Source organism: Rhizobium mongolense subsp. loessense (assembly GCF_900099775.1).
GTDB lineage: Bacteria > Pseudomonadota > Alphaproteobacteria > Rhizobiales > Rhizobiaceae > Rhizobium > Rhizobium loessense.
The window spans coordinates 190,173-216,373 of the sequence record NZ_FMTM01000009.1 but is presented as its reverse complement, the minus strand read 5'-3'; the positions used below and the strand labels follow the sequence as shown (position 1 = coordinate 216,373).

Annotated in this window: 22 protein-coding genes and 1 pseudogene; 17 read left to right on the top strand and 6 right to left on the bottom strand. The window is 60.5% G+C overall.

Features of this window, described 5'->3' with window-relative positions; genetic code table 11:
- Window positions 1-11 precede the first annotated feature (11 nt).
- Both BLP23_RS25600 and BLP23_RS25595 read right to left on the bottom strand, forming a co-directional pair.
- Window positions 12-935: a sugar phosphate isomerase/epimerase family protein gene (locus BLP23_RS25600; RefSeq protein ID WP_092587535.1), complete on the bottom strand. Its 924-nt coding sequence runs from the start codon at window positions 933-935 to the stop codon at window positions 12-14.
- Window positions 936-978: 43 nt separating this feature from the next.
- The gene (locus tag BLP23_RS25595; protein WP_092587534.1) at window positions 979-1,893 is read right to left on the bottom strand and encodes a sugar phosphate isomerase/epimerase family protein; all 915 of its coding nucleotides are present in this window, start codon (window positions 1,891-1,893) and stop codon (window positions 979-981) included.
- A 203-nt stretch (window positions 1,894-2,096) separates the two neighbouring features.
- Here BLP23_RS25595 and BLP23_RS25590 point away from each other — a divergent pair, with 203 nt between their 5' ends.
- Window positions 2,097-3,101: a LacI family DNA-binding transcriptional regulator gene (locus tag BLP23_RS25590; protein WP_092587533.1), complete on the top strand. Its 1,005-nt coding sequence runs from the start codon at window positions 2,097-2,099 to the stop codon at window positions 3,099-3,101.
- 75 nt (window positions 3,102-3,176) lie between these two features.
- On the opposite strand, the gene BLP23_RS25585 is transcribed toward BLP23_RS25590, so the two are convergent.
- Window positions 3,177-4,058, bottom strand: coding sequence for a GNAT family N-acetyltransferase (locus BLP23_RS25585; protein WP_092587532.1), 882 nt, complete (start codon window positions 4,056-4,058; stop codon window positions 3,177-3,179).
- A 285-nt stretch (window positions 4,059-4,343) separates the two neighbouring features.
- Between BLP23_RS25585 and argE the strand changes: the two genes are divergently transcribed.
- The 6 genes and pseudogenes from argE (at window position 4,344) to BLP23_RS25555 (ending at window position 10,848) form a co-directional block, all read left to right on the top strand.
- Entirely contained in the window at window positions 4,344-5,468 is a 1,125-nt protein-coding gene (gene argE / locus BLP23_RS25580) for an acetylornithine deacetylase (protein WP_092587578.1), read from the top strand.
- Window positions 5,446-6,327 (top strand): annotated as a pseudogene (locus BLP23_RS25575) (2-hydroxyacid dehydrogenase); the annotation flags it as partial. The gene argE and the pseudogene BLP23_RS25575, both read left to right, overlap by 23 nt.
- 22 nt (window positions 6,328-6,349) lie before the next feature.
- Window positions 6,350-6,703: a cupin domain-containing protein gene (locus BLP23_RS25570; protein WP_092587530.1), complete on the top strand. Its 354-nt coding sequence runs from the start codon at window positions 6,350-6,352 to the stop codon at window positions 6,701-6,703.
- Window positions 6,704-6,862: 159 nt separating this feature from the next.
- On the top strand, window positions 6,863-8,326 hold the full coding sequence (locus tag BLP23_RS25565; RefSeq protein WP_092587529.1) for an aldehyde dehydrogenase family protein: 1,464 nt from the start codon (window positions 6,863-6,865) through the stop codon (window positions 8,324-8,326).
- A 9-nt stretch (window positions 8,327-8,335) separates the two neighbouring features.
- The gene (locus tag BLP23_RS25560) at window positions 8,336-9,379 is read left to right on the top strand and encodes a tartrate dehydrogenase (protein WP_092587528.1); all 1,044 of its coding nucleotides are present in this window, start codon (window positions 8,336-8,338) and stop codon (window positions 9,377-9,379) included.
- A gap of 11 nt (window positions 9,380-9,390) precedes the next feature.
- The gene (locus BLP23_RS25555) at window positions 9,391-10,848 is read left to right on the top strand and encodes an NAD-dependent succinate-semialdehyde dehydrogenase (protein ID WP_092587527.1); all 1,458 of its coding nucleotides are present in this window, start codon (window positions 9,391-9,393) and stop codon (window positions 10,846-10,848) included.
- A gap of 259 nt (window positions 10,849-11,107) precedes the next feature.
- On the opposite strand, the gene BLP23_RS25550 is transcribed toward BLP23_RS25555, so the two are convergent.
- Both BLP23_RS25550 and BLP23_RS25545 read right to left on the bottom strand, forming a co-directional pair.
- Entirely contained in the window at window positions 11,108-12,382 is a 1,275-nt protein-coding gene (locus BLP23_RS25550; RefSeq protein ID WP_092587577.1) for an NAD(P)/FAD-dependent oxidoreductase, read from the bottom strand.
- A gap of 13 nt (window positions 12,383-12,395) precedes the next feature.
- Entirely contained in the window at window positions 12,396-13,064 is a 669-nt protein-coding gene (locus tag BLP23_RS25545; RefSeq protein WP_092587526.1) for a haloacid dehalogenase type II, read from the bottom strand.
- A 308-nt stretch (window positions 13,065-13,372) separates the two neighbouring features.
- On the opposite strand from BLP23_RS25545, the gene BLP23_RS25540 reads away from it, so the two are divergent.
- From BLP23_RS25540 to BLP23_RS25510, 7 genes are all read left to right on the top strand, one after another.
- Window positions 13,373-14,212, top strand: a complete 840-nt coding sequence (locus BLP23_RS25540; protein WP_092587525.1) for a GNAT family N-acetyltransferase — start codon at window positions 13,373-13,375, stop codon at window positions 14,210-14,212.
- A 13-nt stretch (window positions 14,213-14,225) separates the two neighbouring features.
- Complete coding sequence (locus BLP23_RS25535) at window positions 14,226-15,602, top strand: aspartate aminotransferase family protein (protein WP_092587524.1); 1,377 nt, start codon at window positions 14,226-14,228, stop codon at window positions 15,600-15,602.
- 268 nt (window positions 15,603-15,870) lie between these two features.
- Window positions 15,871-16,584, top strand: a complete 714-nt coding sequence (locus tag BLP23_RS25530; RefSeq protein WP_092587523.1) for an HAD-IA family hydrolase — start codon at window positions 15,871-15,873, stop codon at window positions 16,582-16,584.
- A 75-nt stretch (window positions 16,585-16,659) separates the two neighbouring features.
- A complete protein-coding gene (locus tag BLP23_RS25525) occupies window positions 16,660-18,270 on the top strand; it encodes an ABC transporter substrate-binding protein (RefSeq protein WP_092587522.1) in 1,611 nt (536 codons plus the stop codon).
- Between the two features lie 84 nt (window positions 18,271-18,354).
- Entirely contained in the window at window positions 18,355-19,305 is a 951-nt protein-coding gene (locus BLP23_RS25520) for an ABC transporter permease (protein WP_092587521.1), read from the top strand.
- Window positions 19,302-20,165, top strand: a complete 864-nt coding sequence (locus BLP23_RS25515; RefSeq protein WP_092587520.1) for an ABC transporter permease — start codon at window positions 19,302-19,304, stop codon at window positions 20,163-20,165. The genes BLP23_RS25520 and BLP23_RS25515 overlap by 4 nt, the downstream gene beginning before the upstream one ends.
- Entirely contained in the window at window positions 20,165-21,823 is a 1,659-nt protein-coding gene (locus BLP23_RS25510) for an ABC transporter ATP-binding protein (protein WP_092587519.1), read from the top strand. Before BLP23_RS25515 ends, BLP23_RS25510 begins: the two co-directional genes overlap by 1 nt.
- Before the next feature lie 12 nt (window positions 21,824-21,835).
- On the opposite strand, the gene BLP23_RS25505 is transcribed toward BLP23_RS25510, so the two are convergent.
- The gene (locus BLP23_RS25505) at window positions 21,836-22,312 is read right to left on the bottom strand and encodes an Lrp/AsnC family transcriptional regulator (protein WP_092587518.1); all 477 of its coding nucleotides are present in this window, start codon (window positions 22,310-22,312) and stop codon (window positions 21,836-21,838) included.
- Window positions 22,313-22,547: 235 nt separating this feature from the next.
- On the opposite strand from BLP23_RS25505, the gene BLP23_RS25500 reads away from it, so the two are divergent.
- The 3 genes from BLP23_RS25500 (at window position 22,548) to BLP23_RS25490 (ending at window position 25,874) form a co-directional block, all read left to right on the top strand.
- Window positions 22,548-23,873, top strand: a complete 1,326-nt coding sequence (locus BLP23_RS25500; RefSeq protein ID WP_092587517.1) for an NAD(P)/FAD-dependent oxidoreductase — start codon at window positions 22,548-22,550, stop codon at window positions 23,871-23,873.
- Between the two features lie 89 nt (window positions 23,874-23,962).
- On the top strand, window positions 23,963-24,550 hold the full coding sequence (locus tag BLP23_RS25495) for an ANTAR domain-containing response regulator (protein WP_092587516.1): 588 nt from the start codon (window positions 23,963-23,965) through the stop codon (window positions 24,548-24,550).
- A 49-nt stretch (window positions 24,551-24,599) separates the two neighbouring features.
- Window positions 24,600-25,874: a CmpA/NrtA family ABC transporter substrate-binding protein gene (locus BLP23_RS25490; RefSeq protein WP_092587576.1), complete on the top strand. Its 1,275-nt coding sequence runs from the start codon at window positions 24,600-24,602 to the stop codon at window positions 25,872-25,874.
- The last annotated feature ends 327 nt before the right edge of the window (window positions 25,875-26,201 follow it).

Sequence of the window (26,201 nt, the reverse complement as noted above, 5' to 3'; positions counted from 1 at the left end):
GTTTCCTTGTCTTAGAAGCCAACTGACCGCAGGTAGTCGCGGCTCTCCTTCACGTCCTGAAGGCTTCCTGCCACGCTTTGAGGATCGCGTTCCTGTTCGACGGTGATGAAACCGTGATAGCCGATCTCCTGGAGCACTCTCTTGACGGCCGGATAATCGATGACGCCGCGCCCGATCGGGCACATAACCCCCTCAGCGCAGGCCTCGAAGAAGCGGATCTTCTGGCCGAGCACGCGCTCGAATACGGCCTGATCGATATCCTTGAAGTGCGCATAATCTAGCCGCTGCGCATAACGGCGCAGTGTCTTGACCGGATCCATGCCGGCATAATAGGTATGGCCGGTATCGAGGCAAAAGCCGGCGGTTTCGGCCGGGACATCGCTTGCGATCCGCTCGATCTCATCGGCAAATTCGATGTAGCCTCCGGCATGGGGATGGATGACGGCGCGAACGCCGTATTTGCTGCTAGCGAGTTCGGCGATTGCCTTGATGTTGGCGACCATGCCCGCCCAGGCCCCATCGGAAAGCCGGGGCGCCCGGTCAGAGTGGCCGGCGGCATAGTCCCGCTCGTCATGACCCCAGTCCATGACGGTCAGGTAGGGCGTCCGGAATCGCTGCCCCGTCACCTGCTCCGGCTGGGGCAACGTGATGATCATGGCGCAAATTTCGTCCGTCTGTCGCAGAAGGTCTTCCCGCTTGGCCGGAGAGACCAGATCATCGAAAATTGTGCCGGCGACGATGAAGAGGCCGCGGTCGGTGAGCGCCTTTGCCACCTGTTGATGATTGAGTGGTACGTAGCCATAGGGGCCGAGTTCGAGGCCACCATAGCCGGCAGCTGCCGCCTCATCGAAGACGCGCTCCCAGGCCGGCAGGTTCGGGTTGTTGACGTCGTCGACGCCCCAGCAGCATGGAGCAGTCGTAATGGTGATGGTCATGGAGTAATTCCCTGCACAAGGTCGGTGGTGTGGCAGTCTTTGCTCAAGCGCTCCTTGCCGGCCAATACCTGTCGACATACTTCTGGATTTCGGAGCGCATGAAGCGGCCGGATGCATCGGCCCGGTCCTCCCAGCCGAAGACGCAAGCCGTGACGATGCCGTCAAAGCCGATCTTGGCGAGCGAACCGAAGAAGACATCCCAGTCGATCTCGCCCTGATGCATGTCCATGTGCTGGTGGATCGTCACCTTCGCACCGGGAGGATTGATGATGTAGCGAAGGCCGGACGAAGCCTTGTGGTTGTAGGTGTCGGCGACATGCACATGGGCAATCATCGCACCGGCCACTTCGATCATCCTGGCCATGTCGTCGCCGAAGTAGAAAGTGTGCGGCGCGCAATAGAGGAACTTGACGTTCTTCGAACCAATGGTCTTGAGCATGTCGAGCGCCGGATGAAGCGTCTCGCACCAGTCTTCCGGATGCGGTTCCATGTTGAGTGTTACGCCATGCTTTTCGAGGACCGGGACCAGCTCCTCGATGGACCGCCACCAGGCTGCCTCGCTGGTTTCATGCGTATAGTGCCCGCCGCAGCAATTCGACTTGTGGCCGCGTTCGGGCGACGGGCCGCGGCCGAACTCCGAGTTCATCGTATCGCAACCCATCTCGACGGCAATCTCGATGGCCTGCTTCCAGTAACTGACCGCGGCTATCCGCTCGTCTTCATGCGGGCTTGCCCAGCGATACATGGGAAGCAGCGAGGCCAGTTTGACCCCATGGTCCGTGAGCGCCTTCTTGAACTCGGCGATCCGCTCCTTATGAGCGCGCGGACGCACCCACCAGGGAAGAAAATCATCCCGTGGCGACAGCTCGATATAGTCGTAGCCGAGCTCTGCCGTCTTACGGCAAAGCGCGTTCAGTCCCAGATGACGGTGCATGTGCGGGTCGAGTGCGATTTTCATGATGTCTCCTCCTTCGTCCGGGCTGAGCCGCCATCCAAGCCGCCGGACCTGTCGATCGGCTTCGAACTTCGGCGTCTCCTCCCGAGTCGACGGCGAGATTACGCGTGCCTGCAGACCACGAGCCAATCCTTCCTTGATCAAATTTGATCATTGACCCGGTGATGCGCAGATGCTGTATTCGTTCCTCAGAGGCGGAATAAACCATGACCAAGATCACCCTGAAGGATGTGGCGAGGAAGGCCGGTGTCGGCACCGCGACGGTCGAGAGGGTCGTCAACGGCCGTGGCGGCGTAAGGCCGGAGACGGTGGAGAAGGTCTTTCTGGCGGTCAGGAAACTCAACTATCGGCATGTGATGCCGGAGGCCCATCGCGGACTTGTCCGGATCGAAGTCGTCCTCGTGCGCCCGGAAACGAACTTCTATTCGCGTATGAACCAGGCGTTCGAGAGGATCACCGCCCTGCTTGATCACAGCATCGTCGTTCACCGGACCTTTGCCCGCGAAAACGATCCTGCCGATTTCGCGCATTATATCGCAAAGCCGAAGAACCGGCGATCCGCGCTGATCGTCGTCGCGCCGGATCATCCGGATGTCGTCACGAGTGTCAGGCAAGCAGCGGCCCTCGGCATACCTGTCATCCAGATCATGACGCGACCGGCGCCGGAATTGCCCTATGTCGGGATCGACAACTACGCTGCAGGCCGCACGGCCGCCTATTACATGTCACGCATGCAGGCGGGCAAGGCAGGTCCCTTCGTTGCTCTTTGCCACAGCGGCGCCTATGAAAACCATAGGGAGCGTATCCGCGGCTTTTCTGATTATCTCGACGAGCATGCCGATGGGGAACACGCGTTTGTGGAAGTGATGTTCGACTTCGACGACGAGCACAACACCATAGAACTGCTGCGCAACGCGCTTCGCAGGCACCCGAACGTCATCGGCGTCTATAGCGCCGGCGGCGACAACGTCGCCGTCGCATCAGTCCTCAGAAATCAGCGGACCCGGATGGCATTTTGGGTCGGACACGAACTGAGCGATCAGACACGGAGCTATCTGCGTGAAGGCATCATGTCGGTCGTGCTCGATCAGGTGCCGGAGATTCAGGCTCGCAGATCAATCGATCTGACATTAAAGGCGCTTGGCCTGATCGATGTCGACGTCAGTACAGAGCCTGTCCGCTTTCTGACCGTAACCCCCCAAAACGTGTGACTGCGCCCCGCTGTCGGGAACCTTCAAACTGCGTGGAATCGAACCGTCGTCCCAGCAACCAGAAGATCACCTGGCCTAGCCCAGAGCCTGGCTTGCCAATGCGTAAGTCGTCGAGCGCCTTTCCGAAATCGCACTTTCCTCCCGAATCCAGCCGTTTCCGAGCGACATCGTCGTTACAGTATCGAATACGGGCATGCCGCATCGCGACAGAAATGCGGCAAAGGCCCCATCTTTCTGGCGAGTATCAAGACGGAGGAAACGGCCGGCGTGCTGTGAAACGTGTGGCCGGATCACCGCAATGGCGTCCTGGTCATCATGGGCAACCACCGGGCCTACCACATGGCCCCGCCCGAAGGGCCTACAGAACGAAAATGCGTCAAGCCTGCCATTGCGAAACAGGCCAAACGCTCTGGAGTGCTTCAACAAGGCGGCGAGAACCGGCGTACGGTCAGCGCCATATGCCCGGCGGTCGAGATCCCCCAGCAACGCAAGATCGGCAAGGTCAACGGCGCGCATAAGTGCGCCGCCTGGCATTTCATCCATGGCATCAGGCTCGTGAGCTTCGCCTTGACACTGGTAGACGATCTTTTCCGCCGTAAAGCCCAGGGAAAGATACAGGCGCCGCGCCGCGCGCGTCGAATTGAGCCCGATATTGTGGCCCTCGAGCCCGGCAAAGGCGTGCTGCATCAGCCACCGTCCGGTGCCATTGGCCTGCAGGCGGGGCGACGTGATCACCATTCCGATGGTGGCAAAATTGTCGCCATATGGAAACCACATGGCCGATCCGAGAACTCGGCCAATGTCGTCCAAGGCGACAACGCCCCTGCCAGCGCACCGCAGAAAATGCCAATCCTCCGCGCGATGCGGCCAACCGACGGCAATCGACAACGCGTGCAGTTGGTCGAGTTCCGCCTCCGCGATGTCGCCAATTTTCATCTGGACAGAATCGACTACCATGGATTCTGACGCTGCTGCTCGTTTCACTCCAAGCCCCCCCGACTGCGTCTGAAAACGCAAACCACCTTGCACGTCCCACGCAAAAGACCGGACCCGCTGAAAACAGATATTAGGGGGCAAACCCCGACATAATCCGCTCCAGAGGCCCTACCGCGCCCAACAATTAGCTGAAACAAAGCCGATTTCGGCACGCAATCCGGTAGAGCGCCCCTAAGCTTTGCAACAAGGCCGTCCATATATCCTGACGGTCGGGGAGCAGCCGGCCATGTTTGTGAGAATTGGATGATGCACGCCATTGAGATCCTTGAGCGCCTTGTCGCCTTTCCCTCCGTCGCAGGACAGGCCAACGGGCCAATCGTCGAGTGGATCCGCGCCTATATTGAAGGCTGCAACGTCAAGGTCACAATCCTTGCGGGGCCGGAAGGCGACCGAGCGAACCTCTTTGCAACCATCGGCCCGGCAGACGTTGCCGGCTACATCCTCTCGGGCCATATGGACGTGGTACCGGCCAACGAACCTGCCTGGTCCTCCGACCCTTTCACTCTGCGCATAGAGAAAAATCGCCTTTACGGGCGCGGAACGTCCGACATGAAGGGCTTTCTGGCGGCCGCGCTCGCCGCCCTGCCGGCACTTGCGGCCAAACCACTTATCCGCCCTATCCATCTTGCATTTTCCTATGACGAGGAGGCTGGCTGCCGGGGCGTACCCCACATGATCGCGCGTCTCCCCGAACTCTGCGCCAGCCCACAGGCTGCAATCATCGGCGAGCCGAGTAAGATGCGCGCCATTCGCGCGCACAAGGGCAAGGCGGCAGCTCGCGTCAAAATCCACGGCCGTTCGGGCCATTCCTCGCGTCCAGATCAGGGATTGAATGCCATCCACGCGATGGCGGATGTACTGGCAGAAGCGGTGGCGAGCGCCGAACGCCTCAGCCGCGGCCCCTTCGACATGGCTTTCGAGCCCCCCTATTCCTCCCTGCAGACAGGCACGATCAAGGGTGGGCAGGCGGTCAACATCATTCCGGATCTGTGCATCGCCGAATTCGAAGCCCGGGGGATTTCCGGCGTTTCCCCGACCGAATTGCTGGCGGCCCTGAAAACAACGGCCGAGGGCCTGCGCGCCAAAGGTTTTGAGGTGAACTGGGAGCTCATGAGCGCCTATCCGGCCCTGTCGCTTTCTGCCGATGCTCCGCTCGCGCGGCTGCTTGGCGAACTGACGGGCAAGGAGCCGCTCGCCGCTGTGAGCTACGGGACGGAGGCTGGCCTTTATCAGGAGGCCGGAATCGACGCCATCATCTGCGGCCCGGGCGATATTGCACGCGCGCACCGGCCGGACGAATTCATTCTCACCGACGAATTGGTGGCCTGCCAAGCCATGATCGAGGCGCTGGGCGACAGACTTTGCGCCTGACCTTCCAGACCTTGCCTTTTCCATGGATCCGGCCGCAGTCGATCCCCTGGCGGTACGCTATCTGGTAACCTGGACGGCGCCCGCCGACCTTCTTCGATATCGCAATCTTGAAATCGTCTTTTCGATCGGCGCTGGCGTCGACCAATTCAAGCTCGACAGCCTGCCGCAAAAGGTCAAGCTGGTGCGGATGGTCGAGGACGGCATCATCCGCATGATGCAGGAATACGCCACGCTTGCGGTGCTCATGCTTCACCGCAATCTGCCTACCTATCTTGATCAGCAAAAGAAGCAGATCTGGCGCAGTATTCTGCAGAAGCAGACACCTGACTTGAATGTCGGCGTTCTGGGTCTCGGCACGCTCGGCAAAGCCGTACTGGAGCGGCTCAAGCCCTTTGGATTTATGCTATCCGGCTGGAGCCGCAGTCCGCACGAGATCGATGGAGTGAACTGTTATCATGGCCAGCAGAAACTGAGACCCTTCCTGGAAAAAGTCCATATCCTGATCTGCCTCCTGCCGCTGACGGAGGAAACGCGCGGCTTCTTGAACTCGAAGCTGTTCGCCGCGCTCCCGCCTGGTGCCGGTCTCGTCCACACAGGCCGCGGCCCGCAGCTCGATCACGAAGCCTTGATAGAAGCGCTGGACAGCGGCCACCTCTCCGGCGCGGTCATCGATGTGACCGATCCCGAGCCGCTGCCGCCCGCCCATGCCTTCTGGTCACATCCGAAGATCATCCTGACCCCGCATGTCGCAAGCGTCACCCAAGCCGAAACGGCGGCGCAAGCAGTGATCGACAACATCAAACGCAACCGCGCCGGTCTCGATCCAATCGGTTTGGTCGACCGGACACGCGGCTACTGACATTCAACGACGAAAGGCCGCCATGTCCCTGCTCAAGACCATCGATGCCAATCCCTCGACCGCCCCACGGGAATCGAAGCCGCTGCCCGAACGCCTCATTGGCGGGGATCCCTCCTTCAAGACCTGGGCGCAGGATGAGACGCGCGGGCAGATGATTCATACCGGCGTCTGGGAAGCGACACCGGGCGAGACCCGTTCGATCAAGGGCGAAACCTTCGAATTCTGCCACATCCTTTCCGGCGTCGTTCAAATTACACCGGATGGCGGGGAACCCGTGGTCTACCGAGCAGGTGACAGCTTCGTCATGAAGCCTGGTTTCACCGGCGTATGGAAGACCATTGAGACGGTTCGCAAGATCTACGTGACCGTAAGGTGATGTGGAGGCCGCAGGCGCCGTCGAGCGGCCTTATCGACCGAAGAATCAACGGGCAACGGCCGCCAAAACAGGTTTTTCCTCCGTCCGGTCCGCCACAGTCGATGCATGCTGCCGAAGCCTGAACGCTAACCTTGCGCAAACGCCTGGCAAGGACATTCCATGACCCTCAGCTTCGATCCAGATTCGCTTTCTCTGCCGAAGGGACACTTCATCGGCGGCAGCCTGTTAGAGGCAAAAGGGCAACTGCCCACACACCGCCCCTCGGATGCGAAGGCATATTGGGATTGTCCGGTGGCGACCGCAGATATTGTCGACCAAGCCGTCGACACGGCGCAAAAGGCCCTGACGGAGAGTGGCTGGGCGGCGTTACGCCCGCGCCAACGGACCAAAGCGATGCAGCGCTGGGCCGATCTCATCGAGCAAGAGGCCATGCCGCTCGCAAAGATCGAAGCTGTCGGCTCCACTCGTCCTGTCGGGCACCTGATTGCCGGCGATATCGCGGTGACTGCCGAACAGATCCGCTTCTTTGCCGAATTCGCAGACAAGGAAGGCAGTGACCTCGTCCCCACCGATGATAACAGCCTCGGCCTGATTATGACCGAGCCTTATGGCGTCGTCGGCGCGATTACGCCGTGGAATTTCCCGCTGTCGATGGCCGGCTGGAAGCTCGCGCCTGCGCTTGCTGCCGGCAATGCGGTTGTCTTGAAGCCCTCGGAAATAACGCCCTTCTCGACGCTTTATCTTGCCGAGCTTGCGGTGCGGGCCGGCCTGCCGGCGGGCCTCATCAACATCGTGCTGGGCGATGGCCCGACCACAGGCAATGCAATAACCGGCCATCCGGGCATTACCAAGGTGAGCTTTACCGGCTCGACGGCTGCCGGCTCTGCCATCATGACCAATATTGCGCGAACCGGCATAAAGCCGATGACGCTCGAACTTGGCGGCAAGAGTCCCCAGATCGTTTTTTCCGATGCCGATCTCAACCTGGCAGCCGACGCGATCGCGATCAGCCTGCTTGCCAATGCTGGGCAGGCCTGTGTTGCCGGATCGCGGCTGATTGTGGAGGCCAAAGTGGCAAACGCGCTGGCGGAAGCCATTATCGCCAGGCTGGCAGCCGTTCGCCCCGGCCCCACCTGGGATGAGGCCACCGATTATCCTCCCATGATCTCCGAGCGGCAGATCAGCCGCATGGACAGCATCGTCCGGTCCACCGTCGACGATGGCGCGGAATGCCTGGCCGGCGGCAGGCGTCTCGATCGCGAAGGTTACTTTTACGCCCCGACGGTGATCTCCGGCGTGACGGCAACGTCACCGGCCGTCCTGGAGGAGATCTTCGGGCCGGTGCTGACCATTCAGACCTTCGAAGACGAGGAGGAAGCGCTGACCCTCGCAGACCATCCGACCTATGGTTTGGCCGCTGGCCTTTTCACCCGTGACCTCTCGCGCGCCATCCGTCTGACACGGCGCCTGCAGGCCGGCACGGTCTGGGTCAATCGCTACGGCCGCTCGCGCGACCACATCCTGCCCACGGGCGGCTACAAGCAATCCGGCATCGGCAAGGATCTCGGGCGCGCGGCCTATCTCGCCAACCGCAAGAGCAAGAGCGTGCTCATCAGCCTCTGAGGACCGATCATGAAGACCTACGAGATTGCCCTTCTGCCTGGAGACGGCATTGGCCGCGATGTCACCGATGCAGCCTGGGCGGTGCTGAAAAAGGCATCCAACGCGTCTGGGTTCGCCTTGTCGGGCACCAGTTACCCCTGGTCCTGCGACTACTTTCTCCAGCATGGCAGCATGATGCCGGCCGATGGCATCGAGACACTGAGGAACTTCGACGCCATCCTGCTCGGCGCTGTCGGCTGGCCGGCGAAGGTACCGGATTCGGTCTCGCTGCATGGGCTTCTCCTGCCCATCCGCAAAACTTTCGTGCAGTACGCGAATATCCGTCCGCACCGGCTGCTGCCCGGGATTCAGGGACCACTGAGGGCGGAAGGTTTCGATATTCTCTGCATCCGTGAAAACACGGAGGGCGAATATTCCGGCGCCGGCGGCCGCGTCCACCAGGGCGCCGACAATGAAGTGGCCGTCGAAACCGCGATTTTCACCCGCAAGGGCGTGGAACGCATTCTGCGCTTCGGTTTCGAACAGGCGCGCGCCCGGCGCGGCAAGCTCGCTTCTGTGACGAAGTCCAACGCACAGAAATATTCCATGGTCTTCTGGGACGAGATCACCTGGAAGCTTGCCGGCGAGTTTCCCGACATCGAGGTGACGAGTTATCACATCGACGCCATGGCCGCCCGAATGGTCATGGCGCCGGAGAGCCTGGACGTCGTGGTCGCTTCCAATTTGTTCGGCGATATCCTGACCGATCTTGGCGCTGCCATCCAGGGCGGGCTCGGCTTTGCAGCGTCCGCCAACATCAATCCCGACCGCACCGCGCCGTCGATGTTCGAACCCGTCCATGGCTCGGCCCCGGATATCGCCCATCTCGGCATTGCCAATCCGATCGCTGCCATATGGTCCGGTGCGATGATGCTTGAACATCTGGGAGAAACGACAGCAGCCAGGAACGTGATGACGGCAATCGAGGCGACGACGGCGCGCGGTATTGGCGAAATCCCCGGCAAGGACGAGACAGACACCATCACCAAAGCCGTGCTTTCGGCGCTGAACTAAAAGAGGATAGGATGAACGAGTTGAAGGACAACAGCCTGTTTCGCGAACATGGGCTCATCAATGGCCAATGGTGCGAGGCCGCGGCAGGGCGCAAGATTGAGGTCTTCGATCCTGCAACGCAGGAAGCACTCGGCACGGTGCCTGACATGGACGGCACCGATACCCGTGCGGCGATTAAGGCGGCAGAGATTGCCTTCCCATCGTGGCGCAAGAAGACCCATGCCGAGCGCGCCGCGCTTTTGGAGGCCTGGCACGACCTGATGATCGACAATCTCGAAGACCTTGCGCTGATCCTTACCCGGGAGCAGGGAAAACCGCTTGCCGAAGCACGCGGCGAAATCCGCTACGGGGCCTCGTTCGTGAAATGGTTTTCCGAGGAAGCCCGTCGCATCGGCGGCACCACTATTCCTTCGCCGACGGCAGACCGGCGGATTGTCATCCTGAAGGAGCCGGTTGGTGTTTCGGCGATCATCACGCCCTGGAATTTTCCCAATGCGATGATTACCCGCAAGGTCGGGCCGGCGCTTGCGGCAGGGTGCACCGTCGTCATCAAGCCATCGGAGCTGACGCCCTACTCGGCCCTTGCGCTCGCTGTATTGGCCGAGCGCGCCGGCATTCCGAAGGGCGTCATCAACATCGTCACCGGCATGCCCGCCAAGATCGGTGACGAGTTGATGGCAAACCAGACCGTTCGAAAGATCTCCTTCACCGGCTCCACCCGCGTCGGCTCGCTTTTGATGCGTGGCGCATCAGACAGCGTCAAGCGGCTGAGCCTGGAACTTGGCGGCAACGCGCCGTTCATCGTCTTCGATGACGCAGATCTCGACCTTGCGGTCGAGGGTGCAATCGCCTCGAAGTTCCGCAATGGCGGCCAGACCTGCGTCTGCGCCAACCGCATTCTGGTCCAATCTCGTGTGTATGACGCCTTCGCCGAAAAACTCTCAGCCCGCGTTTCCGCTATGAAAGTGGGACGCGGAACGGATGCAGGCGTCGATATCGGCCCGATGATCAACAAAGCGGCGATCGAGAAGATCAAACGTCACATCGACGATGCGCTTGCCAAGGGCGCACGCATGATTTCGACCCCGGTGGCTTTGCCGACTGGCGATCAATATACGGCGCCGATTGTCCTTTGCGATGCGACGACCGACATGCAGCTCGCCGGCGAGGAAACCTTCGGGCCGGTCGCCCCCCTCTTCCGCTTTAAGACAGAAGAAGAGGCGATCGAGATCGCCAATGCCACGCCCTTCGGGCTGGCCGCCTACTTCTACACCGAAAGCCTGAAGCGTTCCTGGCGCGTCGGCGAGGCACTTGAATTCGGCATGGTCGGCCTGAACACCGGCGCCATTTCAACAGAAGTTGCTCCCTTCGGCGGCGTCAAGCAATCTGGCCTTGGTCGCGAAGGCGCCCAATGCGGCATCGAGGAATATTTGGAAACGAAGAGCTTCCACATCGGCGGGCTTGGCTGACCCGGCCAAGCCAAAATAGCGTGGGAATGAGTTGCCGCTACATGTCGTGAGCTGAAACGGCGCGATGGAAGATGACCTGCGCGCCGTCATAATCTGCGTGAGACAATCGAAATCCTTGATGCATTTCAGCGATCGCCAACCCGGGAGCGATCATGGCTTCCTGTTGATCCTTAGCACCTCAGGCATAGGCTGATCACACCTTCGGCGAGTGCGCAGTCCCGATCCGTCACAGTCTGAGGACGCCGTGGGCAGTTTCTCCCTACTGAAACCGGTCGAGCGTCTTGTAGTACAAGCCGACGAGCGGCAGGAACCACGGCTTGCCGAAATGTCCGGGAACAGCCGGCCAGTCGAGCCCCTTGAGAGGGTTGCGATCGGCCTTGCCGAGGATGGCGTCGGCCATGATCATGCCGAGGTGGGTCGACAATTGCGCGCCGTGGCCGGAATAGCCCATGGCGTACCAGACTCCATCGACATAGCCCGCACGCGGATAGCGGTCCTTGGTCATATCGACGAGCCCGCCCCAGCAATAGTCGATCTCGACGCCGGAAAGTTGCGGGAATATCTGAAGCAGATTCGCCCGCAGGATGTCTCCGCTCTTTGCATCCGAACGCTGGTCGGATGTCGCGGAAAACCGCGCCCGGCCGCCGAAAATCAGACGGTTATCAGGCGCCAGCCGGAAATAGTTGCCGATGTTCATCGAGGTCACGCAGGTCCGGTTTCCCGGCATCGTCACTGCAATTTCGGCATCGGTCAGCGGGCGCGTGGCGATAATGAAGCTGCCGACTGAAACGATCCGGCGGCGGAAATAGCCGAATACCGAAGGCGTATAGGCGCCCGTCGCGACGAGCACATGATCGGCAGAAATCGCCCCGCGCGCCGTCGTCAGGTTGTGCTTACCGCTGGCCTGCCGATGACCCGTCACCGCTGCGTTTTCGAAGATGACCGCGCCATGGCGAGCAGCGGCGGTGGCGAGCCCCGCAACATAGCGCCCCATATGCATCATGGCGCTCTTTTTCGACAGCATGGCGCCGTAGAAAGGCGAGCCGACTTCACCCTCGAGATCGGCTGCAGTCAGAAGCGCCGTGTCCGGATCGACTTCGGCGTGAACGGCCTCGAAATTGCGGGCGATCGCTTCGAAATGCTGCGGCTTGGACGCAAGCTTGAGCTTCCCGGCGCGACGGAAATTGCAATCGATCCCCTCCTCCGCGATGATCGCCTCGATGGTGTCGATCGAGTGATCGAGCATCCGATAGAGCGCGATGGACCGCTCCTTGCCGAGTTCGGCCTTGGCGGCAATGAAGCTGTGGGCGAGGCCATTATTGAGATGACCGCCATTACGGCCAGACGCCCCAGAGCCAATCCGTTCCGCCTCCAGCACCACGACCCGAACGCCGGCCTTGGCGAGATGACGCGCCGCCGCAAGTCCCGTGAAGCCGCCGCCGACAACGGCAACGTCGTAATGTCCCTCGACGGGGCCTTGCACGGCGCCTCCAAAACCGGGGGCCGTGTCGTGCCAATAGGATTTGAACTTCATCGCCATGCCTTTCTCAAAGCCCGACGACGCCCGGCAAACCCGAGATATCGGCAATTTCGACATAGCCGTAGTAGGGGTTCGCCGGCTCGTGACCGCGATTGACCCAGACCTTGTTCTTGATGCCGAGGTCATGCGCCGACATCAAGTCATAGCGGAAGGAGGACGAGCAGTGCAGAACGTCCTCGGGCCCGCAGCCCAGCATATCAAGCATATATTCGAAGCCTTTGAAGCGCGGCTTGTAGGACTGCGCCTGTTCCGCAGTATAGACCGCATGGAAGGGCGCCCCGAGCTTTTCGACATTCGACATGATCTGTGAATTCATGGCGTTGGAAAGGATGACCAGCGGGATTTCCTTGGCAACCCTGGCAAGGCCGGCCGGCACATCCGGATGCGGCCCCCAAGTCGGCACACGTTCATAGACCATCCGCGCGGCTTCCTCATGGAATTTTATGCCGTTGCGCTTGCAGGCCCGTTCGAGCGAGTTGTGAACCACATCGTTGTAAGGCTTCCAGGCGCCCATGATTTCGTCGAGACGATAAGCGGCAAAGTTCTTGATGAACTCAGCCATCTGCGCCTCATCGAGTTGATTGCCATAAAGATCGCGCGCAGCCTCGGCCATCTGGAAATTGGTGAGCGTCCCGTAGCAGTCGAAGGTGATGTATTTCGGGCGGAAGTGAGCCATGAGAGGGTCCTGTATTTTTCCTGGGGCGATTTTGTCTCTTCACATCATAGGCCGAGGTTTGGCCGCTGGCTCGACTGAAAAGCGAACCGGCAAAGCAGATTGTTTCGTATCCTGCTTATTCTTTGGCAGAGAGTTGTGCTGCAACGATAACCAAGAAGGCTCGCGATCCCGGATATGATCGACCCCGCGGCATAAGATGCGGCAATCGCGCAAAGCTACGGCGGAAGATACCGCCGAAGAGCAGTCCTTGGGACGATGTTCTGACGCCAGGGGTCTAAGAATGGAAGAAACCGACCAGGGATCCCTTCATGAAGACAACCGAGATCGATCTTGCGCCTTTTGGCACCGAACATCTTAAGGGCGCGGTCGCTCTCTCGCGCCAGGCCGGATGGCCCCATCGTCCGGAAGACTGGGCCATGGTGCTTTCATTGAGCAGCGGCGTCGTAGCCCTCGAGGATAAGGACCGCGTCGTCGGGACCGTGCTTGTGACCCCTTATGGCGATAATTGCGCAACGATCAACATGGTCATAGTCGATGAAGCCATGCGCGGCCGCGGTCTTGGCCGAAAGCTGATGGATTGCGCCTTGACGATCGCCGGCAACAGGCCACTTCGTCTGGTCGCGACCAGCGATGGCCTGCCGCTTTATGAGAAGCTCGGCTTCCGGCAAACCGGTTCGGTCCTGCAATACCAGGGCAGTGTGCCTGCAATCGACCATCCAGATGGCGTGTTGCCTGCCAATCAAGATGATCTCGCCGCCATCGTGGCGCTCGATCGCGCAGCCTTCGGCGCCGAACGCCGCAGCCTCCTCGAATATATCGCAAAGATCGGGCGCTTCGCGGTGATACGCCAAGCTGGTGAAGTTCGAGGCTTTGCCGCCCTTCGCACCTTCGGCCGCGGCGAAGTGATCGGGCCTGTCGCCGCCGCACATGCCGGCGATGCCTGTGCCCTGATTTCCTTTTTCATTGCCAGCCGTCCAGGCGCTTTTCTACGCATCGACACGACGGCTGATGCCGGTCTTGCGCCCTGGCTTGCCGAACGCGGCTTTGCCCATGCCGGCGGCGGCATCGTGATGGGCAAGGGCAGTATCGAACCGACAACAAGTCCCGCCCTGAAAACCTTCGCACTCGCCAACCAAGCCCTCGGCTGACCTGGAGACGTTCATGCTTAGCAATTCCCTGATCGAACTCGACCGTGCCCACCTCGTTCATCCGGTCGCTTCCTATCGCAGCCACGAAAATCTCGGCGTGCGGGTTCTCGCGTCCGCCTCCGGCGCGACACTCACCGATGCGAGCGGCAAGCAATTGATAGACGGTTTTGCCGGCCTATGGTGCGTCAATGCGGGCTATGGCCATGACACCATCGTCGAAGCGGCGGCAAGGCAGATGCGGGAGCTTCCTTATGCGACCGCCTATTTCGGCCTCGGCAGTGAGCCGGCAATCCGGCTCGCTGCCGAACTCGCCGATCGCGCGCCGGGCGACCTCAACCATGTCTATTTCACGCTCGGTGGTTCGGATGCCATCGACAGCACGATCCGTTTCATCCGCTACTATTGGAATGCGCGCGGACGGCCCGGGAAAGACCAGTTCATCTCGGTCGAACAGGGCTATCACGGCTCCTCGACGGTTGGAGCGGGACTGACGGCCCTGCCATCCTTTCATGCCGGTTTCGGCCTGCCTTTCGACTGGCAGCACAAGATTCCCTCCCATTACGCCTATCGAAACCCTGCCGGCCCTGACCCTGAGGCCATCATCGCTGCCTCTGTTGGCGCATTGAAGCAGAAGATCGAAGAGTTGGGTGGCGCCGATCGCGTTGCGGCATTCTATGCTGAGCCAATCCAGGGATCGGGCGGCGTGCTTGTGCCGCCCAAAGGCTGGATGAAGGCGATGCGCGGCGTCTGCCGCGATCTCGATATCCTCTTTGTCGCCGATGAGGTGATCACCGGCTTCGGTCGGACCGGTCCGCTGTTTGCCTGTTTGGAGGACGAGATCGTGCCGGACTTCCTGACGGTCGCCAAAGGCCTCACCTCCGGCTACGTGCCGATGGGTGCCCTCTTCATGTCCGAGCATGTCTACCAGACGATTTCCGAAGGTGCGGGCGCTTCCGCCGTCGGGCATGGCTACACCTATTCGGCCCATCCCGTCAGCGCTGCCGTCGGCCTAGAGGTTTTGCGTCTCTACGAGGGCGGCCTGCTCCTCAATGGCCGGAAGGCAGGAGCGCGCCTGATGGCCGGCCTTGAGAGCCTGAAGGACCATCCGCTGGTCGGCGACGTCCGCGGCCGCGGCATGCTGGCGGCCGTCGAGCTCGTCGTCGACAAGGAGCGCAAGACACCCCTGCCGGCCGACGCCGAGCCGGCACGCCGCATCTTTGACCGTGCCTGGAACCACGGCCTCGTCATCCGCGCCTTTGCCCATGGCGTGCTCGGCTATGCCCCGCCGCTGTGCTGCAGCGATGCGGAGATCGACGCAATCGTCGAACGCACCCGCCAGACGCTGGACGAGACGCTCGACGATCCGGCCGTGCGCGCCGTGGTCGCATGAGCGGGAGAATGCCTTCACGGCAGGGTTTTGCTCAGGCACCGAAATACCGTGAAGCCTGTCATATTCGCAATTTTGTGCCGCAGAGCGGGTTCTTTTCGGAGACTCCAGTGGGTCATAGCTGCGAAACTGAAGGTCAGAAAACACGGGAACCCCGAAAAATCGGGCATTTGCAGGAAAAGTTGAAAAATACCTGCAGCATCGACAGCAGCATTTAATTCTGTAGGCGACCCAGCTGCGGCACAAGGCGCTCACAAGAAAGGAACTGCACTTGGTGAAGACCTTCGCGGATTTCAAATACCTCAGCTTTGATGTCGTCGGCACGCTGATTGATTTTGAAGGCGGCATCAAGGATTGCCTTGCCGGGATCGCAGCGGAAGCGGGTGTGAAACTCGACGGCGAGGAAGCGCTGACGCTCTACCGCCAAGCGCGCTATTTTGAAAATGCTGATCTCTTCCCCGATGATCTCGTGCGCGTCTATCTGGCCATCGCTCCTCGACTTGGTCTTCCAGCGCAGCCCGCTTATGGCGAGCGGCTTCGAGACTCCGCCAAAAACTGGAAGGGCTTTGCCGACAGCAAGGATGCCTTGGCCAGACTTTCCAAAAAATATCGGCTGATCGCCATGACGAATTCCCGCCGCTGGGCTTTTGCGCATTTCGCCAAGGAACTGGGCAATCCGTTCTATGCGGCCTTCACGGCCGACGATACCGGCACGGAAAAGCCCGATCCTGCCTTTTTCGAGACGGTATTCGATTTCGTTGCCAAGGAAGGCAGCACCAAAGAGGATATCCTCCACGTGGCGCAAAGCCAGTACCACGACATCGGCATTTCGCGCCGTCTCGGCATGACCAATTGCTGGATCGAACGGCGGCATGCCCAAAAGGGCTATGGCGGCACGATCGAGCCGGAGCAATTCACCGAACCCGATTTTCACTTCACGTCCATGGCAGGTCTTTCCAATGCCGTGGAGGAAGCGGAGGCATAAAATCCGAGAACATGCCGGACAAGGCCCGCCGGGAAAAGGCGGCGCCAAAGAGAACTCAACAAAAAGGGGAATGCCATGAACGACAAAATCACGAACTGGACCAGAGCAGACGATATGATGGTGGAAAACGCCATCCGCCGCGGCGCAACCCGGCGCGAGCTGCTTCAATTGATGCTGGCCGGCGGCGTTGCCACGGCGGCAGGCGGCCTCATTCTCGGACGGGCCTCGAAGGCAGTAGCCGCCGCGCCGGTTTCCGGCGGTGCACTCAAGGCGGCCGGCTGGTCGTCCTCGACCGCCGATACGCTCGACCCAGCCAAGGCATCGCTCTCGACCGACTATGTGCGCTGCTGCTCCTTCTACAACCGTCTCACCTTCCTCGATAAGAGCGGCACCCCGCAGATGGAGCTCGCCGAGGCGATCGAGTCCAAGGATGCGAAGACCTGGACGGTCAAACTGAGGAGCGGCGTCACCTTCCACGACGGCAAGCCGTTGACCGCCGACGATGTGGTCTTCTCGTTGAAACGCCATCTCGATCCCTCCGTCGGTTCGAAGGTCGCGAAGATCGCCGCGCAGATGACAGGCTTCAAGGCCGTGGACAAGCAGACGGTCGAGATCACGCTCGCAAATCCGAACGCCGACCTGCCGACCATCTTGTCGATGCACCACTTCATGATCGTCGCCGATGGCACGACGGATTTTTCCAAGGGCAACGGCACCGGCGCTTTCGTGAGAGAAGTCTTCGAGCCCGGCGTGCGCTCGGTTGGCATCAAGAACAAGAACTATTGGAAGTCCGGCCCGAACGTCGATTCCTTCGAATACTTCGCGATCAGCGACGATAGTTCCCGCGTCAATGCGCTGCTGTCCGGCGATATCCACTTGGCCGCTACGATCAATCCGCGCTCGATGCGCCTGGTCGAGGCCCAAGGCGACGGCTTCGTGCTCTCGAAAACCACCTCCGGCAACTACACCAATCTCAATATGCGCATGGACATGGCTCCCGGCGACAAGAAGGACTTCGTGCAGGGCATGAAGTATCTCGTCAATCGCGAGCAGATCCAGAAATCGGCGCTGCGCGGTCTGGCAGAAATCGGCAACGACCAGCCGGTTTCCCCGGCAAACTTCTACCATAATGCCGACCTGAAGCCGCGGGCGTTCGATCCGGAGAAGGCGAAGTTCCATTTCGAGAAGGCCGGTGTCCTTGGCCAGTCGATCCCTGTGATCGCTTCCGAGGCGGCAAACTCCTCGATCGACATGGCGATGATCATCCAGGCGTCCGCGGCCGAAATCGGTCTGAAGCTCGACGTTCAACGCGTTCCGGCCGACGGCTATTGGGACAATTATTGGCTCAAGGCGCCGGTCCATTTCGGCAACATCAACCCGCGCCCGACACCGGACATCCTGTTCTCGCTGCTCTACACTTCGGAAGCGCCGTGGAACGAGAGCCAGTACAAATCGGAGAAATTCGATAAGATGCTGATCGAGGCGCGCGGCTCGCTCGACCAGGAGAAGCGCAAGGCGATCTACAACGAGATGCAGGTGATGGTCGCCAGCGAAGCCGGCACCATCATTCCGGCCTATATCTCCAACGTCGACGCGATCACCGCCAAGCTCAAGGGCTTGGAAGCCAACCCGCTTGGCGGCCAGATGGGTTATGCTTTCGCGGAATATGTCTGGCTCGAAGCCTGATGAGGCGAACGGTCGGGGCTGCAGCCGCGCGGTTGCAGCTCCGACCCTTTTGGTTGAAATCTCGAATGCCGAAAGGGAACGCGCGTGAACAACCGTGTCCTATCGCTTGTCCTGAGCAGAATGCTCATCGCCGTGATCACGCTGGTGATCGTTTCCTTCGCCGTGTTCTTCGCCACGACGCTCTTGCCGGGAGACACGGCGACGATCCTGCTCGGCCAGGCCGCCACGCCGGAGGCCATCGAAGGTCTGCGCAAGGCCATGCACCTCGACGAACCGGCGATCTTCCGTTTCCTGCGCTGGATCGTCGGTTTGTTGCAGGGCGACCTCGGCACGTCCTATGCCAACGAAATGCCGGTCGCGGATCTGATCGGCGGGCGTTTCGTCAACACGCTGCAGCTCGCGGGCGTCACCGCGCTCTTTTCCGTGCCGATCGCGCTGACGCTCGGCATCACCGCGGCGATGCTACGTGGCTCGCTGTACGACCGCATCGTGACCGTGCTGACAATCGGCGTCATCTCCGTGCCGGAATTCATGATAGCGACCTCCGCGGTGTTGATCTTTGCGGTCTATCTGAAATGGCTGCCGGCGCTCGCCTTCGCGAACGAAGTCACGTCGCTGACAGACCTCCTGCGTATCTATGCCATGCCGGTGATCACGCTTACCTTCGTCATCTCGGCGCAAATGATCCGCATGACCCGGGCAGCGGTGATCGAGACGCTCAACACGCCCTATGTGGAGATGGCGTTGCTCAAGGGCGCCTCGCGGCGGCGCATCGTGTTTCGGCACGCGCTGCCGAACGCTCTGGGCCCGATTGTCAACGCGGTCGCGCTTTCGCTCTCATACCTGCTCGGCGGCGTCATCATTGTCGAGACGATCTTCAACTATCCAGGTATTGCCAAGCTGATGGTCGACGCCGTCGCCACCCGCGACCTGCCGCTGATCCAGAGCTGCGCGATGATCTTCTGCCTCGGCTACCTGCTCCTGATCACGGCCGCCGATATCATAGCCATCCTTTCCAATCCGAGGCTCCGATGACAATGACCAGTTCTGAGACCAAGTCTGACCGGATTTCCGGAACCCGGCTCGGCTATCGCTTCAACATCATCGGCATGGTCGGTCTCTCGGTCATCCTTGTCTGGGCGTTGATCGCGATCTTCGCGCCGCTGATCATCCCCTACCCTGTCGGCGAGATCGTCGACCTTGATTACTTCGGCCCAATGAGCGCCGACTTCTGGCTGGGGTCTGACTATCTTGGGCGCGACATGTTTTCGCGCATCCTGATCGGCGCGCGCTATACGGTCGGCATCTCGCTCGCCGCGGTGACCATCGCCTGCTTCAGCGGCGTCGTGCTCGGCATGATTGCGGCGGTCGCCGGCGGCTGGCTCGACACAGTCCTGAGTCGGTTCCTCGACGCGCTCAACTCGATACCCGGCAAGCTCTTCGGCCTTGTGGTCGTCGCTGCCGTCGGCTCCTCCATTCCTGTGCTGATCCTGACGCTGTCGGTGATCTATATCCCCGGCGCCTATCGCTTCGCCCGGGCACTTGCGGTGAACATCAACGCGATGGATTTCATCACCGTCGCCCGCATCCGCGGCGAAAGCACCTGGTATCTCATTCGCTCCGAGATCCTTCCGAACATCATTGGCCCGGTCCTGGCGGATCTCGGCATCCGCTTCGTGTTCATCGTGCTCCTGCTCTCCGGGCTCTCCTTCCTCGGCCTTGGCGTCCAGCCGCCCTATGCCGACTGGGGGGCTCTCGTGCGCGAGAACATCGGCGGCCTGCCCTTCGGCGCACCGGCGGTGATGGCACCCTCCTTTGCAATCGCCAGCCTCACGATCAGCGTGAACCTGTTGATCGACAACCTGCCGCAGAAAATCCGGGATCGGAGCGAATGATGGCCAAGCTCGTAGAAATCCTTGACCTGAAAGTCGAAGCCACCACCGATTCCGGCCGGCGCGTCGAGATCATCAACGGCGTCAGCTTCGACATCGCCGAGGGCGAGATCGTGGCGCTGATCGGCGAAAGCGGCTCCGGCAAGACGACGATCGCGCTGACGCTGATGGGCCATGCCCGCCCCGGCTGTCGCATCTCCGGCGGCAGCGTCTCCGTCGCCGGAAAGGACATGGTGAGGCTGAGCGAAAAGCAGCGCGCCAGGGTGCGCGGCACCGAGGTCACCTATGTTCCGCAATCAGCCGCCGCCGCATTCAACCCGGCCGCCACGATCATGGACCAGGTAATCGAGGTCACCCGAATTCATGGGCTTATGTCGGCCGACGAGGCGCGCCTCCGCGCCGTCGAGCTTTTCAGGGCGTTGTCGCTGCCTGAGCCGGAAACGATCGGCAGCCGCTATCCGCACCAGGTTTCCGGCGGCCAGTTGCAGCGTCTTTCGGCCGCCATGGCGCTGATCGGCGACCCGAAGCTCGTCATCTTCGACGAGCCGACCACGGCGCTTGACGTGACGACGCAGATCGAGGTGCTGCGCGCCTTCAAGTCGGTCATGAAGAAAGGCGGAATCGCCGGCATTTACGTTTCGCACGACCTCGCCGTGGTCGCCCAGATCGCCGACCGCATCGTCGTCTTGAAGGGCGGCGAGACCAAGGAGATCGGCACCACCACAGAGATCCTCACGAACGCCAAACATCCCTACACGCGCGAACTGCTCGCTGCCTTCGAACCCAAGGCGCGCACCACGCAGCCGGCAACAGCAGCGGACAATCCCCACATCCTAGAAGTCGAGAACGTGTTTGCCGGCTACGGCGCGATCCAGATGGACGGTCTGCCACTGGTACGCGCCGTCCGCTCGGTCAGCCTTAAAGTCGAGCGGGGACGCAATCTCGGCATCATCGGCGAATCGGGCTGCGGAAAATCGACATTGGCGCGGACGATCGCGGGCATTCTGCCCGCCTCTGCGGGGCAGATCGTCTTCAACGGACGAGAATTGGCGCAAAATGCCCGCCAGCGCACCCGCGAGCAGTTACGGGAGATGCAGATCGTCTTCCAATATGCCGACACCGCGCTCAACCCCGCCAAATCGATCGAGGATATTCTGGCAAGGCCCCTCGTCTTCTATCACGGCATGGCCCGCAAGGCCCGCGACAAGCGGATCAACGAGCTTTTGAACATGGTGCAACTGCCTACTTCCGTGCGCGAGAGGCGGCCGGCAGAGCTTTCCGGTGGGCAGAAGCAGCGCGTGAATTTCGCCCGGGCCCTTGCGGCAGATCCGAAGCTCATCCTCTGCGATGAGATCACCTCGGCGCTCGACACGGTCGTCGCAGCAGCGGTCATCGATCTGCTCAAGGAGTTGCAGCTTGAACTTGGCCTCTCCTACATCTTCATCAGCCACGACCTATCGGTGGTGGAAGCGATCTGCGACGAGATCGTCGTGATGTATGCGGGCGAAAAAGTCGAGGAGATCCTGCCGTCCAACCGGAAAAGGGCGCCAAAGCATCCCTACTCGCAGCTGCTTTTTTCCTCCGTGCCGAAGCTCGATCCGACCTGGCTCGACGGACTTGAGCAGGATCCGGAACTGGTGCGTGCCTATTGCCGGCGCTGAGGCGCCGGCATCCTACAACGGAAAGAGACTGGTCAGCGGCATGTGGGCCTTGACGATCGGCGATTTCAGCACCACGAAGCTGAAATACTTGTCAATGCCGATGTCCATGTCCGTTAGCCGCTCCATGATGGTCTGGTACTCGCCGATGCCCGCAGTTACGAATTTCAGCATATAGTCGTAGCCGCCGGAAACCAGGTGGCATTCGATCACCTGGTCGACTTTCTCGACTGCCGCAAGGAAGCGGGCGAAATCGATCTGCCTGTGGTTCTTGAGGGTAATCTCGGTGAAGACCGTGAGCGTCTGTCCGAGCTTGCCGACATTCACCTGGGCGGAATAGCCGACAATATAGCCTTCTGCCTGCAGCTTCTTCACCCGCATGAGGCAAGGGCTCGGCGAAAGATTGACCAGTTCGGCAAGCTCGACATTGGTGATCCGGCCATTTTTCTGCAGCTCATAGAGAATCTTGATGTCGATCCGATCGAGTTTCATGTGAGCCCTGCCAAATTGGTGTCATCGAACGACATGCCGAAGCAGAAAATGCTGCGTCCATGCCCATCCGACCTTAGCATATAAGCGCCTCCTGTCATTATCTGTGCGTTTGTCCTGACGAGCATAAACGGTTGCACAGTCGCGCAAGGACAGTAGAAAATGCTGACCTCTCATGAACTCCAGCTACGTCTTTCTGGGCCAGGCTGTAGATTGACGGCTCAAGCTGGAGACGTCGATGCCTGCCCCCCTTCAAAAAATCGAAACGAAGCAAGCCCTGCCCGAAAGCGCTGATGCAGTGATCATCGGCGGAGGGATCGTCGGCGTCTTTACAGCCTACTACCTTGCAAGCAGAGGGTTGAAGGTCGCACTTGTCGAAAAGGGCCTGATTGGTGCCGAGCAGTCGAGCCGGAATTGGGGGTGGTGCCGCCAGCAAAACCGCGACGCGCGCGAACTTCCGATCGCCACGAAGAGCCTCGATCTGTGGGAGCGATTTGCAGCCGAAACAGGCGAAGACACCGGTTTCCGGCGCTGCGGCCTCCTCTACCTCAGCAACAATGAAAGGGAGCTCGAAGGCTGGGCACGCTGGCGCGACTTTGCGAAAACAGCCGGCGTGACGACCAACATGCTCGACAGTGTGCAGGCAACCGAACGGGGCAAGGCGAGCGGCCGGCTCTGGAAAGGTGGGGTCTTTTCACCGTCGGACGGGACTGCCGATCCCTCACGCGCCGCACCTGCCGTTGCCCGGGCGATCATGAAACTCGGAAGCAGCGTGCATCAGAATTGCGCTGCGCGTGGCATCGAGACGACGGCTGGCCGATTGAGCGCCGTGGTGACCGAGAAAGGAACCATCCGGACGCCTACGGCCATCATGGCCGGCGGCGCCTGGGCTTCATCCTTCTGCCGCCAACTCGGCATCCGCTTTCCGCAAGCTTCCATCCGATCGTCAATCCTTTCGGTGTCGGCCGGTGCGCATGATCTGCCGGATGCGCTCCATACCGCAGAAATATCGGTCACCCGGCGTGGCGATGGCGGCTTCACTTTGGCCATCAGCGGACGCGGACGGGTCGACGTGACACCGCAGCAGTTTCGTTTCTCAAGACAATTCCTGCCAATGTTCGCCCGTCGCTGGCGCAGCCTTGCGCCAGGCGGCATCGAGGGCTGGCGCTCGGGCCATGAGAACCTGGCCCGCTGGCGTCTTGATGCTCCGACCCCGATGGAGCGCATGCGCATCCTCGATCCGGATCCGGATCGCAGCACCATTGCGTTGACCCATCGTCGAGCCTGCGCGCTTTTGCCTTCTCTTGCTGCGACAGACATAACGGCAGTCTGGGCGGGATATATCGACAGCACACCGGACGGCGTCCCAGCCATCGGCGAAATAGCTTCAGTTCCAGGGTTCATCCTTGCCGCCGGCTTCAGCGGACACGGGTTCGGCATCGGTCCCGGTGCCGGACATCTGATCGCAGATATCGCCACGGGCTCGCAACCGCTGGTGGATCCTGGCCCCTATCATCCAAGGCGCTTCGAAAAGTCCGCCTGGGGGAAGGTTGCGGATTTCTAGAAAAGCGCATTTTTTGTGCATTTATTTTTTATGCTTAAATTTATGGCTTTTTGCTTGCCTGATTTATTGCAGTGCGTCATAAACGGCGCATGAGCCGTTTCGACCTGACAATTCTGGTCATAGATGAAAATGCGATCCGCGCCTCGATCATCGAGGAGGGATTGCAGGAGGCCGGCCACACGCGCGTCACCGTCATTCACGAGGTCCAGGGTGTCGCCCGCATCATCGAAACACTGAAACCGGACGTTATCATCATCGACATCGAGAACCCGAACCGCGACATGATGGAGCATCTGTTCCAGCTGACACGAACGGTCAGTCGGCCGATCGCGATGTTTGTCGATCGGTCCGATACGGCTTCCATCGAAGCAGCCGTTGAGGCCGGCGTCTCTGCCTATATCGTCGACGGGCTGAAGAAGGAACGGGTCAAACCGATTCTCGATATGGCCGTCAGCCGGTTCAACGCCTTCAGCCGCCTGCAGCGGGAGCTCGCCGATGCAAAGTCGGCGCTCGAAGAGCGCAAGGTCGTCGAGCGGGCCAAAGGCATCCTGATGAAGATGCGCGGCCTTTCGGAGGAGCAGGCATTCGCCCTGCTGCGCCAGACAGCGATGAACGAGAAGAAGAAGATGTCCGAAATCGCACAAAGCGTCGTGACGGCCGCAGGGTTGCTGATGTGACCCGCCGCCACGGCCAATCGATTGTCGGGAGGACTGCGGAGTGAATGCGGTGACGAGAATTGACACACAGCAAGGGCGCGTCTGTGCGCCTTCAAGGCTCAGCAGCGAGGGCCCGCGCGTTCTTCGCGCCGGCTTCATTCCCTTGGTCGACGCCTCGGTGCTGATTGCGGCCGCAGAATTCGGATTTGCCGAGAAGGAGGGCCTGACCCTTGATCTCGTCAGGGACGTTTCATGGGCGAATGTTCGCGACCGCCTGGCCTTTCGCCAATTCGATATAGCCCATATGCTCTCACCGATGCCTGTTGCGGCAGCGCTTGGACTGGGCTCGAACCCCTCGCCGACCATCACACCCTTTTCGCTCGGGCGCGGCGGCAATGCGATCACCCTTTCGACGCGCCTCTTCGAAAGGATGTGCGAAACCGCAGGTCTTTGCGAAAAAGCCGGCGCCCTCGAAAGCGCGCGCGCCTTTGCATTGGTGCTGAACCAGATGAGGCAGGCCGGCGAGCCGGTGCCGACGCTGGGGATGACCTATCCCTTTTCCTCGCACAATTACGAATTCCGCTACTGGCTGGCCGCAGGCGGCATTGATCCCGACAAGGACGTAAAGCTCGTCGTCGTCCCGCCGCCGCTCACCTCTGACGCTCTGGCCGCCGGCGCGATCGACGGCTTCTGTGTCGGCGCGCCGTGGAACATGGTGGCGTCTGAGCGCGGCGTCGGGCGGATCGTTGCGACAAAACAGGATATCTGGCCGTCAGCCCCGGAAAAGGTCGTCGGCATGCGGCCGGATTGGGCACAGAGCCATCCCGAAACGGTCTCCCGGCTGATCGTGGCGCTCGATGCCGCAGCGCGCTGGTGCGACCATGCCGCAAACCACGATGCATTGGCCGCGGTACTCGCCGATCAGCGCTACATCGCAGCACCCGTCGACATAATCCGATATGTGCTTGCCGGCGAGTTCAGCCTGGACGCCAAGGGCCACCGCCGCGTCATCGACAACTACTTCATGTTCCATGGCGGCTTTGCAAACTACCCGCGGCCGAGCCAGGCATTGTGGATCTATAGCCAGATGGTCCGCTGGGGACAGGCGTCCATCAGCCTTAATAGCGCGCGCGCGGCAGCTTCCGCCTATCGCCCCGACCTCTACAGGACGGCACTCGGCGAGACGTGCACGCCTCAGGACGCCGATATCCGCATCGAAGGCAGCAGCGACTGCGACCGCTTCATGGACGGCCGCATTTTCGATCCGGCGCGGCTCGTGGAGTATGTCCGCGATTTTGCGGTTAGGAGCACCCTGCCCTTTGCACCGGATACCGACGAGATCTGATTTCTTTTGCTTTGCACAAAAGGCTGGCAGCCGCCTGCGCACGAGAAACAGCATTCGCACAATATATATGCAGCGCCATCACAAGCTTAAAAATTATGCATGTGGCCTTAAAGCGAAGATCTTGATTTAATTTCAATGATCTAAAGTTCAGACCAAAAACTGGCACGCGTCTTGCAGGATTGATCTTGCCCGGATCAATGGCGATCTTGGCGGATAAGCGCGCGATAAGCGCTTGCAAAAGACATCGACGTCGCACGGTTTTTGTTGTCCGGGAACTCTCCCTTCCCGCAGACGCAATCTCCGGGCGGCGTTTTTTTATTCCGAGAA